This window comes from Chloroflexota bacterium, from assembly GCA_026713825.1.
In the GTDB taxonomy this organism is placed as follows: domain Bacteria; phylum Chloroflexota; class Dehalococcoidia; order Lucifugimonadales; family UBA1127; genus UBA1127.
The window spans coordinates 1-14898 of sequence record JAPONS010000096.1 but is presented as its reverse complement, the minus strand read 5'-3'; the positions used below and the strand labels follow the sequence as shown (position 1 = coordinate 14898).

Genomic DNA, 14898 nt, shown 5'->3' with positions numbered 1-14898 from the left:
CATCACCTGACGCGCGGACGTCCCATACTCCACTACGCTCGCCGCCGCGAGCGCCCCCCAATGCGCCCGAACACCGCGCCGGCCATCATCCCGCCGCCCTCTCTCTCGTCATACCGGCGAATGCCGGTATCCAGAGGGGCCTCCGGCAGGCAATTCGCAAATCGCCTGTCAAAAGGCGCCCACGCCCCTACATGTACGGCGTCGCCTCCCGCATAGTCCGCAGCGTATTGCGGATGGCGTTCTCCGTCTCCTTGCACTTGTGGTCGGTCGCCACGTCCTTCGGGTCCAGCAGGTGAGCGTCCTTCCATCCGAGCGCCGGGAATAACCTCGTCCCGCGACTCGGCCCGTCGCCGTGCTTTGGCATGTGACCCTCCTTTCGTCGACCGTCCCCTCTACTGCGTAAAACGCCGGAAGGCCTCCCGCGTTACTGGATTCGCCGGAACGCCGGCACCAGCGTCAGCGCCACGAAGACCCCGGCCAGCACCACCCCCGCGAAGATGAGCTGCGCGAACTGCACCCCCAGCGCGTGCGCCGTGAACCCCGCCAGCGTCGCCCCGATCGTGATCACTGAGCGGTCCAGGCTGATGAGCGCCATCACACGCCCCCGCATGTCCACGGGCGCCGAGTCCAGCAGCAGCGAGTTCGTCAGCGAGTTGAACGGCGTTTGGAACATGCCGATGAGAACGACCATCCCCAGCGACAGCGCCACGATGCCCGTGAACGTGCTCAGCGAGAAGAGGATCAGCATGGTCCCGAAGGTTGCCATTACCCCCATGATGGCGAAGCCCCGGTGCCTCCGGGGGTTGAGCGACGCCAGCGTCAGCCCGCCGATGACGCCGCCCAGTCCGGTCAGCGACATCATGAACCCGAAGCCCCGCTCGCCGATCTCCAGCACGTCCTTGGCAAAGAGCGGCGCGAACACCTGCATGTAGGACATGCCGAACATGAAGTAGACCAGCGCAAGGATGATGACCCACCGGATGGAAGGCGTGGCCCACCCGAACTTGATCCCCTCCCGGAAGCTCGAGAACGCGTTGCCCACGTTGCGCCTGCCCGGCCTCACATGCGGGGGCACACGCAACATATACGTGAACAGCACCGCGCCCAGGAAGACGATGGCCGCTGCAAGGAAGGTCACCCCAAAGCCGACAAACGCGACCATAAGGCCCGCCACGCTCGCTCCCGCAATGCGCATCGTGTTCATCGACGCGCTGTTGAGCGCGACGGCGTTCGTGAGGTGCCGCGGCGGCACGATGCTGGGAATCATCGACTGCCGCGCCGGTTGGTCCATGGCGTTGAACGCGCCTTTGGCAAACGCCTGCACGTAGATATGCCACAGCTCAATTTGGCCGGAGAGGATCAGGAAGGCCAGGGCAAAGTTCGCCACCGCCGAGCCCGTCTTCGCCACCAACAGCACGCTGCGTCTGTCGTACCAGTCCGCGATCACCCCCGCGAACAGGCCCGCCGCCAGTTGCGGAACAGTCCTCGCCGCGAAGACCAGCCCCAGGTCCCGCGCGTCGCCCCCCACCAGGCTCGACAGCACCAGCAGCGGCCGCGCGATCTGCTCCATCCACAGCGCTAGCGCCTGCGAGATCTGCCCAAGCCAGAGGAAGCGAAAGTCGCGGTATTGGAAGGAGGCGAAGGTGCCGTAGCGGAACCGCCCGCGGCGTCGCAGCAGCCGCTCCCGGCGCTCCATTGCGGTCGCCGCGCCCGCCGAGTCGGGGGGCGCCGGCTCCTCGTGGTCTCCGCGCCGGGACGATGCCACCGGGCCCCCTCCTGCGGCAAACGCGTCAGACCATCATACTACACCGCCCCCGCCCCACCGTCATACCGGCGCATAGCCTCCCCCAACCCCTCATACCGGCGAATGCCGGTATCCAGAAGCCCCGCGCCCCCCGCCCGTTCGTCCCGAGGGAAATCGAAGGATGAACTGACGCCCCCCGACGCGACATCCGCCGCATCCGCAACGGCATCGTCCCCACCGGATCACCCACGCGGGCAACGACACCGCCGTGGCCAGGGCCGGGCCGCGGCGGTGTCCGATTGTGGGCGTGGGGCGCAGTCTCACGCAGCTAGCAGTTGCGTTGGTCCGGACACACTTCATCCAGACCTGGCGGTAACCGGCCTCTGCCCCCATTCATCCCTCCCGGTGCGCCGCTCTACTGTCCATGCATGCGGGCCTGAGTGGATGGTAGACGGCACTATCTTCGAGATGTGCTGGGGGTTCCCGGCTGTTCCGAATGATCCGGTTTGGTCCCTCTCGGGTGGGGGGTCCTCGACTGTGGATTCACATCCACGCCTTATCTTGTTGGAGGACTCCAAGGGCTGAATAGACTCAATCCAGTCTTCGTTAGCTCAATGTGAAACGCGTCAGGGAGTGTCTCCATCTGCGGGCTCCTTATTACCCAAGCCAGTCTGTATTCCTGTTGATCGCTGTACTTCCTACCCTTCTGGAACCACCGCGTAAGCAGTTTCATATCATCGAGATCGTCGAGTTTCACAGCTGGTGGAGTCGTGTGATAAGGGTACGTCACCCATCCTTTGAAGCAGACAAGCCAGCGTTCCGTTATTCCGTTTAGTTTCATCCACCGCTCGATGCCGCACTCGATTTCGAACTGCAAGGCATCAACGTCATCCGTCACAGTCCATGTGTCGAACCTTTGAGGTAACGCGGCCCGCAGGGTCTCCCACTCATGCTTTGTGTTGGGTTCCCTTGATAGGCACAAAACGAATGGACTGTCGTTGAGTCCTGAATCTTCTACACGGAGTTCCTGTCGCACCTCGCGCCGCTTCCCTGTCATTAGACCTTCTATCTTTATCGCTGGCTCGTCAGGTCCCATTTGCAGGGACATGTCCATAAGGGAGTCATCAAAATCGCTCCCGCCGAGTCTGGTGACCGATGCCGGCATACTGACGCGAATTTCTCCTTCCCTCTCGTCTCCTATTCCGTCTTCGTCTCCAATTGTCCGGTAAAACCTTGCCTTGCTTAGCCGCAGACCGCCCGTAACGTCAGGTGCATACCGCCTCTTACATCCGCGAATCAACTTCACTCTCGAATCCCTCTGACAAGAAAGTCAGACCCCGAACCTTTGACATCTCCATTGTCCTGCATGGCTGTCCATCCTCAGGGTCTCGGATTACCGCATCCCCCAGGCGCCTCTGCCCCCAAGTCCTCCCGCACCCAACCCCCCACATCATTCCTGCGCCCCCCTCCGCGTCATACCGGCGAATGCCGGTATCCAGAAGCCCCCGCGCCCCCCGTCCGTTCGTCCTGAGGGAAATCGAAGGATGAACTGGCGCCTCCCGACGCAACATCCGCCGCATCCGCGACGGCATCGGCCTGCAACCAGATACCCTAGTCCGGCGTTTCTGGCTCCGGAAGCGTTCCATCGGCGCAGAACGGAGCTCCCACGTTCCCATAGGGGGCCGTGCTGCTGTAGTGAGTTCTGATCCGGCCCCGTAACGCGTCTGATACGCACCCGGACAGCGTGTTGCCGCCGAGGTTCAATTTCCTGAGGTAGCTCATCTCGCTCAGGTCGGGGATGGGGCCGGTGAACTGATTATTGTGGAAGGTCAGAACCATGTAGGGCTTGTCGACCAGCCAGTCAGGCAGCTCGCCGGACAGCTGGTTGTTGCCCAGAGCAAGCGTATGGATGTATTCGGCGTCCTTGAGTTCGTCCGGGATCTCTCCGGTCAACTGGTTGTCGTTCAGGAAGAAGCCGCCCAGATTGCCTATATTGCCTAACTCGGGAGGAATGCTTCCGCTGAAACGGTTATGGGAAAGATGAAAGTGCTCGGTGTTCAGATTGCCGTATTCGGAGGGAATGGGGCCGGTGAACTGGTTGTTGTTGAGGTGGAGCGACCAGAGATTGGTCAGGTTGCCAAGGCTGGCGGGAACGCTTCCTGTCAGTTCGTTGTAGGAAACCGACAGCTCAGTGAGGTTCGTCAGGTTGCCGAGTTCGGACGGCATCCCCCCGGTCAGACTGCTTTTCTCGAAGCCCAGCCAGTTGAGGCCGGTGAGTTTGCCCAGCGCGCCGGGTAAAGAGCCGCCGAGCCCCATATACCCAAATTCCATGCGTGTAACCCGTTGCGGACTGCCCCCCGTGGTCACACCTTTCCAATTCCAAAGGGCAGTCTCCGCGTTCCAATTGACCAGAACGTCCCCCTCGGGATTCAGGATATCCCGGGCCGCCCAGAGGGCCTCGCAGTCGGCAACCAGCTCCGGCTTGTTGTCTGGATTAGGGACCATGACGCCGTTGCCGCACGGCGTCGTAACCTGGAACCGCGTGAACGTGGGCGGGCCGCAGTTGTCGCCGCTGCAAGCAACCACCCTAGCCACCCACTCGCCGGAGCCGGTCACCGTGATGTTGGCGCTGGAAGTCGTTACGGATATACCCTCGTTGAGCTTCGCGCCGGGCACTCGCTCGCGCCACCGCACAGTGTAAGAGTCGGCCCCGGCACCGTCGTCCCAGTCCAACGACACGTGCAGTGAGTCGGGTTCGGTGGTTGACCGCAACCCGGAAGGCTTGGCCGGCGCCTCCACCACCCGGACCAGTTGCGCCTCGCCTTGTCCGCAACTGTCGCCGTTACAGGCCCTCACGCTCACTATCCAATCACCATAACGACCGACAGTTATTGCCGCGTCTGAGGACTGTACGGACGTTTGCCCACGAAGCCGTATGTCGAAGGTATCCCGCCACCAAACGTCGTAGGAGTCCGCCCCCTCAACGTCGTCCCAATCCAACGTCACGTCCAGCGAGCCGGGATGGGTTGACGCCTGCAACCCCGTGGGCTTGGCAGGGACGGGCTCAGGTGTCAGTGTTAGAGCTGGTAAGGCAATAGGCACACGTGTGGGTGTTGGCTCAGGGGCCGGCTTCACCTCAAATCTCCTCGCGGCTCCCAGGCTGCAGCCCGCGTCGTTGCAGGCTTCCACCCGCACCACCCATTCTCCGTAGTCCGCGACGGTGATGTCCGCGCCGGGGGATTCCGCCTCCACCCCCTCATTCAGCGTGTTCCCCGGGCCTGCCGCTCGCCATCGGACCGGGTAGCGTGTCGCCCCGTCAACATCATCCCAGTCCACTGACACGGTCAGCGATCCTTGCACGGCGTCAACGCTCAACCGGGTGGGCTTGGCCGGAGGCTGCGTCCCCTCGGCGGCGGCCGCGGAACCCGGCGAGTTCCAGGTTACGGACAGGGCGGCGAATACCGCGAGTGCCAGCAACGCCGCACATGGGCCAAGGGACCAACTGCGGGTCCGGGCAAAGGCGTACACGCTGGAGCGGCTCATGCCTTCATCCACACTTCTGCGGTTTCTGGTTGTAACCGGTTGAGAGGCAAAACCTGCCTCCTCCGGGGAGGATAGCATATGCGTATAACTTTCACCCTACTGTTGATTGATTCCTTATGACTTCTAATGACCGCCCCCCAACCCCTTCACCCCCAGCGTCATTCCTGCGCAGGCAGGAATCCAGAAACCCCGCATCCACCCCCCCCGACACCCGCCAACCCCTCAAACCCCCAACCCCTCATACCGGCGAATGCCGGTATCCAGAAGATGCCTCCAGCGGACAACCCCATGGTCCCCACCCGCGTCCGTTCGTCCTGAGGGAAATCGAAGGATGAACACCCCCCACCCTGACATCAGCCCCTGTCGCCAAACCCTCCCCCAGCGATACCCTTGACCCATCAGATCCACCGCCGCCGAATCCCCCTCGCAGCAGTCGCCGCCAGTCCAAAAGAAGGAGCACAAAAATGCACAAAAGTGAGCCCGTATTGGCCTCGAAAGCGGTCGTAACACGCCGGAATGGGGCAAACCCTGTTCAAATGAGTCGTATCTGAAACGCCCGGATTTGTAGGAGGCTCGTTCTGCAGAAAAGCATAAAGCACGACTCGAATCGAATCGAATGGAGGCCACCGGGCGCCCGTGCTGCGCCGCCCGGCCCTGACGCTACAGCCGCCGGATCCGCGACGACAGCGCCCCCACAACCGCGATCATCGCCGACGCCGCTCCGCCCATGAGCATGAGCGCAATCGGGGCCGACAGGAAGTCCGCCAGCGCGCCCCCGCCCGCAGACCCCAGCGGCATGAGCCCCCGGTCCAGGTTGTACACGCTCAGAATGCGGCCCCGCAGCTCCTCCGGCGCATGCGCCATCAGCGCCACGTTGCCCGCCGTCATGAAGATCGCCTGCCCCGCGCCGATGAACAGCATCACGAACATCGGCAGCAGGATGCCAAGCCCTAGGCTAGGCGACACGCCAAGGAGGAACACGGAAAACGCATACCCGAATGAGGACCCAAGGAACAGCAGCCCCTTGTGCCGCACGTCGCCGAACGCCGCGACCGTGAGCCCGCCAATCAGCGCGCCGATGCCCGCCACGGACAGCAGCATCCCGAACCCCTGCGCCCCAATGTCCAGCACGTTGTCCGCCAGGATCGGCATCAACGTGTTGTAGGGCATGACAAAGGTGAAGACCGCCAGCGCCACCACCATGACCACCAGGATGTTCTTGTCCGCCAGCACGTATGAAACGCCCTCGCGGAGCTGCCCGCTCGCGCTCTCCGTCTGGCTGACGCTCCTTGCGCCCGGAGCCTTCATGATGATGGTCGCGACGATCACCACCGCGAACAGCGCCACCGCCCCCACAAACGCAGCCATGACGTCAAACCAGCCGATGAGCAGCCCCGCGATGCCCGGCGCGATAACCCGCATGAAGTTCATCGCCACCTGGTTCAGCGCAAAGCCGTTCAGCATGATGTGTTCCGGCACCAGGCTCGGGATGAGCGCGTTGCGGGCTGGCTGGTTGAACGCCATGGAAATGCCCAGCAGGAAGGAGAACAGGTAGATGTGCCAGAGCTGGATGAGGTCGGTCAGCACCAGCGCCAGCAGGCAGACGTAGCTGGTCATCGTCATGGACTGGCACGCCATCAGCACGTACTTCTTGTTGAAGCGGTCCGCGGCCACGCCGGCGGGCAGCGACATGAAGAGCTGCGGCAGCGCCCGAAAGAGGTTCACCAGCCCCAGCGCCACGCCCGAACCCGTCAGCTCCCACACCAGCCAGTTGCGCGCCACCTGCTCCATCCAGTTCGCCCCGGACCAGCCAAGCTGCCCAATCCACAGCAGCCGGAAGTCCGAGTAGTGGAAGGAGGCGAAGAGGCCGGTGTGAAAAGTCCGCGTGGGAGGCTCGAAGTCCCTGGAGGTGGTCTCCATCGGCATGTCGTCCGGTGGACGGGAGGCGTCAGCGTCCGCGGGTGTTGCGGGGCCGCTGCCTCCTCTGCCGAATAACGCCAATGCAATCGCCCTCTCAGGTCGGGGTGTGGTGCCGCCGCCAGTGGTGATACAGCGTACGCGTGCGGCTGCGGGTGCGTCAACGCGGCCCTATCCCCCTTGTGTGGCGGCATGCGTTGTGGTAGCGTCTACCGCAGTGGAAAGGAGGTGAGAGCCTATGGATAGTAGCAGTAGTACGCCCACGGCTCCATCTCTGGAGGGGAAGGCCTAGTCCTTTTCCACAGAGGTGGGTGAGCCGATTGAAAGGGGGCCGGTGACGGCCCCCTTTCTCTTCGCCTTCTTCTGGTTAGCCCTCACCCCCAACCCCTCATACCGGCGAATAGCCTGCCCCGTACCCCGATACGGGGCAGGTATCCAGAATGCCCTCCCTCGTCAACCTTCGCGTATTGGCCCCGCCCCCCCTCGCTCTGAGCCCGCCGAATGGCGCCGCACCCGCCTACCGGTAAGCCACCGCTTACTGGTACGCGGCAATCGCCTCCCGAAAGCCGTGCATCGCCCCCTCCAGCACCCGATCCTCCAGGCAGAAGGAGATACGGAAGTGCCCCGGCGACCCGAACCCCGTCCCCGGCGTCACCAGCACGTTCCACTGCAGCAGCTCCTGCACAAAGGCCACGTCGTCGGGGTTCGGCGAGGCCGGGAAGGCGTAGAAGGCCCCCTGCGGCTTGACCATGCTGTAGCCCATGCCCGTCAGCTCGTTGTACAGGAAGTCCCGCTTTCGCTGGTACCACGAGATGTCGACGCTCGCCGTCAGCGCGTCCCGCACCAGCCACTGCATTAGCGCCGGCGCGTTCACAAAGCCCAGCACCCGGTTGCAGTACGTGAGCGCGTCGACCAGCGGCCCCGCGTCGGGGCACCCCGGGTTGACGGCGACGTAGCCGATGCGCTCCCCCGGCAGCGCCAGGTTCTTCGAGAACGACGTCGCCAGGATCGATCGAGGATGCGCGTTGAAGATTGGCGGCGTCTCGGCCCCGTCGTACGTCAGCTGCGCGTACGGCTCGTCGCTGATGAGGTAGATGGCGCTGCCGAACTTCTCCTCCGCCTGCGCCAGCAGCCCGCCGAGCTGCGCCAGCAGGTCGGCCGGATACAGCGCCCCGCTCGGGTTGTTCGGCGAGTTCACCAGCACCGCCTTCGTCCGCGCCGAGAGCATCGGCGCCAGGGCGTCCAGGTCCGGGCAGAACGCCTCGTCCGTCGGCGCGACGGTCGTCGTGGCGCCGTGGTTGTCGGCGTAGAACGGGTACTCCGGGAAGAAGGGCGCGAAGATGATGACCTCTTCGCCCGGGTTCAGGATGGACTTGAAAGTGATGTTGAGCGCGCCGCCCGCCCCGCACGTCATCACCGTATGGGCCCCCGTGAACGGCAGCCCTGTCTGCGCCGCCAGGTGCCCCGCGATGGCCGCCCGCGTCTCGGCATACCCCGCGTTTGGCATATAGCGGTGCATGCCCGCCGGCGGGTCCGCCGCCAGCCGCTTCAGCGCCTCGGCCACCTCCGCCGGCGGCTCCAGAATCGGGTTGCCCAGTGACAGGTCGAAGACGTTCTCGTCCCCATGCTGCTGCTTCAGATGGATGCCCAACTCGAACATCTGGCGGATCCATGACTGGCTCTCCAGCGCCCGCTGGATCTTGGCGGCAATGGTCATCCCCTGCTCCCTCTGCTAGCATCGATAGGCCAAAGGGCAGCATACGAGAGGGCGCGGGGCGTGTCCAGCGCGGCGCACACGCCCGCGAGCGCATCATGCCGAACCTGTACGTCATCGCCACACCGATTGGAAACCTGGAGGACATCTCCGCCCGCGCCCTGCGATTGCTCGGCGAGGTGGCCGTCATCGCCTCCGAGGACACCCGCACGACCCGCAAGCTGCTCACGCATTTCGGCATCCGCACACGGCTGCTCAGCTTCCAGGAGCACAACGCCGCCGCCCGCATCCCGCAGCTCCTTCAGACCCTCGCCGACCACGATGTCGCCCTTGTATCCGAAGCGGGCACACCCGGCGTCAGCGACCCCGGCGCAAGCCTCGTCGCCGCCGCGACGGCGCAGGGCGCGACGGTCATTCCCGTGCCGGGGCCGTCGGCCGTCACCGCTGCCGTGTCCGCGTCCGGCTTCTCCGGCGACCGCTTCCGCTTCATCGGCTGGCCCCCGCGCCGCGCCGCCGACCGTAGGCGCGCTTTCGAGGCCCACGCCGCCGAGACTGACACCCTCGTCGCCTTGGAATCCCCCCGCCGCGTCCTCGCGACGCTCGCCGCCATGCTCGCGGCGTGGGGCGATCGCCGCGTCGCAGTCTGCCGCGAGCTCACCAAGCTCCACGAGGAGGTCTTCCACGGCACCCTGCAGGACGCCCTCGACCACTTCACCGAGCCCCGCGGCGAGTTCACCCTCGTCATCGAGGGCGCGTCGCCCAGCAAGCCCGCGGACACGGCGGTGGCCACTGACGACGCCCGTCGCCAGCTTGCGATGCACCGCGCCGAGGGTCTTACTGCTCGGGACGCCGTCGCCGCAGTAGTCCGTGCGACCGGGTTGCCGCGCCGCGCCGTCTACGCCCTCTGGCTGGAATTCGCCGGCGACACCGAGGACGGGGAAACATAGCCAGCGCGAATCACTGTCATCGAAAGCTGGGGGCTTACGTTTCAACTATTCTTGGGTATTATGTTGCAAACGCCTTGTATGTTGGTTGGGGTATAACACCCCGGAAGGAGACATGCGGTGATTCGAAGCACTGACAGGATCATGACCATGCACGCTGGCACGCTGCCGAGGCCCCAGGAAATGCGGGAACGGGTCATGGCAAAGAGCCGCGGCGAGCAGGTGGACGATGCACAGTTGACCGCCGACATCCGGCGGGTCATCAAGGAGAACATTGGCCTCCAGATCGCGAACGGCATCGACAGCATCAACGACGGAGAGTTGAGCAAGTCGAGCTTCAGCAACTACCTGCGCGAGCGTCTCGGCGGCATCGAGATCCGCCCCGCTGACGAGAATACGCCGCGCATGGGCGCCATCGGCGGCCGCGACCTCATGTACTTCCCGGAGTATTTTGAGGCCGGGCGGTACCGCGCGGGCGCCGCCACCGGACAGAACCGTGGGGACCAGACCGTGTGCGTAGGCCCCATCACCTACGTCGGCCACGCCGACGTCCAGGCCGACATCGACAACTTCAAGGCCGGCCTGGAGGGCGTCAGCGCGCCCGAGACCTTCCTCCCCGCCATCACCCCCGGCACCGTCGAGCACTGGCTCAAGAACGAGTACTACTCCACCGCAGAGGAGTTCCTCTACGCCATCGGCGACGCCCTCGCCATCGAGTACAAGGCCATAGTCGACGCCGGCTTCCTCCTGCAGATCGACGACCCTGACCTCCCCGACGCGTGGCAGATCCACCCGGAGATGGACGTGCCCCAGTACCGCGCCTTCGCCCAGCTTCGAGTTGACGCCCTCAACCACGCCCTGCGGGACATCCCAGAGGAGAGCATCCGCTTCCACACCTGCTGGGGCAGCTACCACGGCCCCCACATGTTCGACATCGAATTGGCCGACATCGCCGACATCATCCTCAACGTCAAGGCCGCCGGCTACTCCATCGAGGCCTCCAACCCGCGCCACGACCACGATTGGGCCGTCTGGAAGGACATCGACTGGCCCGACGGCAAGGTCCTCATCCCCGGCGTCATCGGCCACGCCACCGACTTCATCGAGCACCCCGAGCTGGTCGCCCAGCGGCTCGTCCGCTACGCCAACATCGTCGGCAAGGAGAACGTCATGGCGGGCACGGACTGCGGCATCGGCTCCCGCGTCGGCCACCCCAACATCTGCTGGTCCAAGTTCAAGGCAATGTCCGACGGCGCCGCCATCGCCACCAAGGAGCTCTGGGGCTAGGGCAACGTTTGCTCCACTCCTGTACAATGCACGCAGCACCCTGATAGGGGGAGGAAAGCATGCTCACAAGGGAAGAGAACGAACTGCTCTGCCGGGTCGGCCCCGGCACGCCCATGGGCGAGCTCATGCGCGAGTACTGGATGCCCGTCACATTCGACTGGGAGCTGGAGCGCGACGGTCAGCCCCAGCGCGTCCGCGTCCTCGGCGAGGACCTCCTCGCCTGGCGCGACTCCGATGGCCGGCCGGGCATCTCGCAGGAACGCTGCCCCCACCGCGGCGCCGGCTTCTTCTTCGGCCGCAACGAGAAGGGTGGCCTCCGCTGCGCCTACCACGGCTGGAAGTTCGACGTGGACGGCAACTGCATGGAAATGCCCAACGAGCCGCCCAACAGCAACTTCAAGCACAAGGTGAAGATCACGGCCTACAAGGCCGTCGACTTCGGCGGCATGGTCTGGGCCTACATGGGCCAGGACCAGGACAACCCGCCGCAGGTCCCGCAGTTCGAGTTCGGCCTCGTGCCGGAGGAGCAGCGTGGCTACTCCCACAGGTTCATCTATGAGTGCAACTGGATGCAGGCGCTGGAAGGCGAGCTCGACTCCACCCACATCTACTTCCTCCACAGCCGCCTGAACAAGGAAGACTCTCCCAAGTACGGCCTCTACCACCCCGGCCAGACCGCCAGGTTCCACATCGCCAACAAGGAATACGGGATGATGTACGGCGCCGAGCGGGATGAGGACGGGAACAAGTATTGGCGCGTGGCCCACTTCCTCTTCCCCATCTACGGCATGTTCCCCGCGATCAACCGCGGGATCGTCCCCATGTCCATCTTCATGCCCATCGACGACAACTACACCATGCACTTCGGCGTCCATTGGCACCCCACGAAGCCGCTCGAGGGCTCCCGCCGCCCGAATTTCGAGCTGTCGGACGAGCCGGGCGTGCTCGGTCCGACAGGCCCGATGAAGCCCGAGCAGAAGGGCAAGTTCTACGCTAACTGGTGGGCGGAGATAAGCCCCGAGACCGATTTCCACATGGACCTGTGGGCCAAGAAGAACCGCAACTTCACCGGCATCCCCAGCGTGCGGCAGCAGGACGCCGCCCTTGAGTGGAGCATGGGCTCCATCATGGACCGCACCCGCGAGCACCTCGGCACCGCCGACGCCGCCATCATCCGCACGCGCCGCAAGCTCATCGCCTCTGCCCGCGCCTTCGCCGAGGATGGCACGCCGCCGCCGGGCTCGCAGAACCCTGAGTGGTACACCGTGCGCTCCTGTGAAACGGTGCTCCCTCCCGAAGACGACTGGCAGAAGGCGCTTGAACCGTGGGTCACCGCCGCCACGACGGACTACCCGGACCCGTGCGACACGGGCCGCGCAGTCGCAGCCGGCTTGGGCGGCAGGGGACTCAGCTCGTCCTGATCTCGTCGATGACTAGGCGCATGCAATCTAGCGGGGGCGGGCCAATGCTCGCCCTCGCGTGGTATAGTTCAGACCAATTGAGTCGAGGTTTAACGTCTAGGAGGCACACATGCTGAGCCAGGCGGACAATGACGCCCTCTGCAGGGTCGGCCCGGGCACGCTCATGGGCAACCTCTTCCGCGAATACTGGCTCCCCGCGCTGCAGTCGGGCGAGCTGCCGGAGCCGGACTCCGCGCCGGTCCGCATCATGCTCCTCGGCGAGGAACTCATCGCCTTCCGCGACACCAACGGCGCCGTCGGCCTCGTCGACAACAACTGCCCCCACCGTCGCGCCAGCCTCTTCTTCGGCCGCAATGAGGAATCCGGCATCCGCTGCGTCTACCACGGCTGGAAGTTCGACGTGAACGGCGACTGCGTCGACATGCCCTCCGAACCCGCAGAGTCCAACTTCAGGGAAAAGGTCAAGATCAAGTCCTACCCGTGCCGCGAGCGCAATGGCGTCATCTGGGCCTACATGGGCCCGCGTGCCGTCCTGCCGGCCCTGCCGGAGCTCGAGGGCAACATGTACCCCAACCACTACATCAGCGTGCTGTTCCGCAACAACAACTGGATGCAGGGCATTGAGGGTGAGATTGACACCGTGCACGCGGCGTTCCTTCACTCCGGCGCCGCCCGCCCGGAGGACCTGCCGCCGCAGAGCTTCCGCTATTACATGAGCAAGAACCGCGCGGGCAGATTCAACGTCCGCGAGACCGACGCGGGCACCAGCTACGGCATGTACCGCATCGCGGAAGAGGACAGCTACTACTGGCGCATCGGCCACCTGCTCTTCCCCTGCTTCGCCATGCCCCCCGTGCCGACGCTCGGCGAGGAGTCCCGCTTCCTCGCGTACGTTCCCATGGACGACGAGCACACCCTCGAGTGGAGCATCGGCCCAGGCGCCAACGAGGGGCTGGGCGCGGGCTTCAATGCCGGCCGCGAGTACCTCGGCAACGGCACCGGCTGGTACGACCGCTACGTCATCGAGCAGAACTGGGACAACGACTTCCAGATCGATCGCGAGGCCCAGCGCACGTGGAAGAGCTGGTCGGGCATCGCGGGCGTCCGCCAGCAGGACATGGCGATGACCGAGGGCATGGGCCCCATCCTGGACCGCACCAGCGAGCACCTCGGCACCACCGACCAGATGATCATCCGCACCCGGCGGCGCTTCCTGCAGGCCGCCCGCGCCCTCGCCGAGGACGGCACGCCGCCGCCCGGCGTCGAGCAGCCTGCCGCGTACCACAAGCGCTCGGGACAGATAGTTATGCACCGCGACGCCGATTGGTGGGCCGACACGACCCACCTCATTGAGAGGTTTGAGGCAAAGGTGTAGGAGGAACACATGCTGAGTCAGGCCGACAACGATGCTCTTTGCCGGATAGGCCCCGGCACCCTCATGGGCAACTTCTTCCGCGAGTACTGGCTTCCCGCGCTCCAGACCTACGAGGTCCCGGAACCCGACTGTCCACCCGTCCGCATCAAGCTCCTCGGCGAGGAGCTCATCGCCTTCCGCGACACCACCGGCGCCGTCGGCCTCATCGACAACAACTGCCCGCACCGTCGCGCCAGCCTCTTCTTCGGCCGCAATGAGGAGTCCGGCATCCGCTGCGTCTACCACGGCTGGAAGTTCGACGTGAACGGCGACTGCGTCGACATGCCCTCGGAGCCCGCCGAGTCCAACTTCAGGGACAAGGTCAAGATCAAGGCCTACCCCACCCACGAGCGCAACGGCGTCATCTGGGCCTACATGGGCCCGCGCGAGATCCCACCTGCCTTGCCTGAGCTCGAGGGCAACATGCACGAGGCGTGCTTCATCACCGTCCTCTTCCGCAACAACAACTGGATGCAGGGCATTGAGGGCGAGATTGACACCATCCACGCCTCAATCCTCCACGGCGGCCACCTCCAGCCCTCGCAGTTGCAACCCGGCTCCTTCGGCTACTACCAGGCCAAGAACAAAGACGGCAGGTTCAAGGTCAAGGAAACCCCCGTCGGCAACTCCTACGGCATGTACCGCGTCGCGGAAGAGGACAGCTACTACTGGCGCATCGGCCACTACCTCTTCCCCTGCTTCGCCATGCCGCCCGTGCCCACACTCGGCAGGGAGGCCCGCTTCCTCGCCTACGTCCCCATGGACGACGAGCACACCCTCGAGTGGAGCATCGGCCTGCGCGAGGACGACGGCCTCGCCGTAGCAGCCCGCCAGGGCCGCGAGTACCACAACAACGGCGCCGGCTGGTACGACCGCTACGTCATCGAACAGAATTGGGACAACGACTTCCAGAT

The 14898-nt window shown here is 64.7% G+C and carries 11 protein-coding genes; 5 read left to right on the top strand and 6 right to left on the bottom strand.

Annotated elements, in window-relative coordinates:
* Window positions 1-187: 187 nt before the first annotated feature.
* The 6 genes from OXC99_11755 to OXC99_11730 form a co-directional block, all read right to left on the bottom strand.
* Window positions 188-364 (bottom strand): hypothetical protein, encoded by a 177-nt coding sequence (locus OXC99_11755; protein MCY4625658.1) that lies wholly within the window; start codon window positions 362-364, stop codon window positions 188-190.
* 60 nt (window positions 365-424) lie between these two features.
* Window positions 425-1765, bottom strand: coding sequence for an MFS transporter (locus OXC99_11750; protein MCY4625657.1), 1341 nt, complete (start codon window positions 1763-1765; stop codon window positions 425-427).
* 535 nt (window positions 1766-2300) lie between these two features.
* The gene (locus OXC99_11745) at window positions 2301-3050 is read right to left on the bottom strand and encodes a hypothetical protein (GenBank protein MCY4625656.1); all 750 of its coding nucleotides are present in this window, start codon (window positions 3048-3050) and stop codon (window positions 2301-2303) included.
* A gap of 305 nt (window positions 3051-3355) precedes the next feature.
* Window positions 3356-4606: a hypothetical protein gene (locus tag OXC99_11740; GenBank protein MCY4625655.1), complete on the bottom strand. Its 1251-nt coding sequence runs from the start codon at window positions 4604-4606 to the stop codon at window positions 3356-3358.
* A 1341-nt stretch (window positions 4607-5947) separates the two neighbouring features.
* Complete coding sequence (locus OXC99_11735; protein MCY4625654.1) at window positions 5948-7288, bottom strand: MFS transporter; 1341 nt, start codon at window positions 7286-7288, stop codon at window positions 5948-5950.
* Window positions 7289-7739: 451 nt separating this feature from the next.
* The gene (locus OXC99_11730; GenBank protein ID MCY4625653.1) at window positions 7740-8921 is read right to left on the bottom strand and encodes a pyridoxal phosphate-dependent aminotransferase; all 1182 of its coding nucleotides are present in this window, start codon (window positions 8919-8921) and stop codon (window positions 7740-7742) included.
* 95 nt (window positions 8922-9016) lie between these two features.
* Between OXC99_11730 and rsmI the strand changes: the two genes are divergently transcribed.
* The 5 genes from rsmI to OXC99_11705 all read left to right on the top strand — a co-directional run.
* The gene (gene rsmI / locus OXC99_11725; protein ID MCY4625652.1) at window positions 9017-9865 is read left to right on the top strand and encodes a 16S rRNA (cytidine(1402)-2'-O)-methyltransferase; all 849 of its coding nucleotides are present in this window, start codon (window positions 9017-9019) and stop codon (window positions 9863-9865) included.
* Window positions 9866-9982: 117 nt separating this feature from the next.
* The gene (locus OXC99_11720) at window positions 9983-11149 is read left to right on the top strand and encodes a cobalamin-independent methionine synthase II family protein (GenBank protein ID MCY4625651.1); all 1167 of its coding nucleotides are present in this window, start codon (window positions 9983-9985) and stop codon (window positions 11147-11149) included.
* Between the two features lie 59 nt (window positions 11150-11208).
* The gene (locus OXC99_11715; protein ID MCY4625650.1) at window positions 11209-12570 is read left to right on the top strand and encodes a Rieske 2Fe-2S domain-containing protein; all 1362 of its coding nucleotides are present in this window, start codon (window positions 11209-11211) and stop codon (window positions 12568-12570) included.
* A 109-nt stretch (window positions 12571-12679) separates the two neighbouring features.
* Window positions 12680-13945 (top strand): Rieske 2Fe-2S domain-containing protein, encoded by a 1266-nt coding sequence (locus OXC99_11710; protein ID MCY4625649.1) that lies wholly within the window; start codon window positions 12680-12682, stop codon window positions 13943-13945.
* A gap of 9 nt (window positions 13946-13954) precedes the next feature.
* Window positions 13955-14898, top strand: a 944-nt coding sequence (locus OXC99_11705) for a Rieske 2Fe-2S domain-containing protein (protein MCY4625648.1), incomplete at its 3' end; no start/stop codon positions are given.

Coding starts and splice junctions, on each gene's coding strand:
- OXC99_11755 (MCY4625658.1), bottom strand. CDS start 364: ATGCCAAAGCACGGCGACGGGCCGAGTCGCGGGACGAGGTTATTCCCG.
- OXC99_11730 (MCY4625653.1), bottom strand. CDS start 8,921: ATGACCATTGCCGCCAAGATCCAGCGGGCGCTGGAGAGCCAGTCATGG.
- rsmI (MCY4625652.1), top strand. CDS start 9,017: ATGCCGAACCTGTACGTCATCGCCACACCGATTGGAAACCTGGAGGAC.
- OXC99_11715 (MCY4625650.1), top strand. CDS start 11,209: ATGCTCACAAGGGAAGAGAACGAACTGCTCTGCCGGGTCGGCCCCGGC.
- OXC99_11710 (MCY4625649.1), top strand. CDS start 12,680: ATGCTGAGCCAGGCGGACAATGACGCCCTCTGCAGGGTCGGCCCGGGC.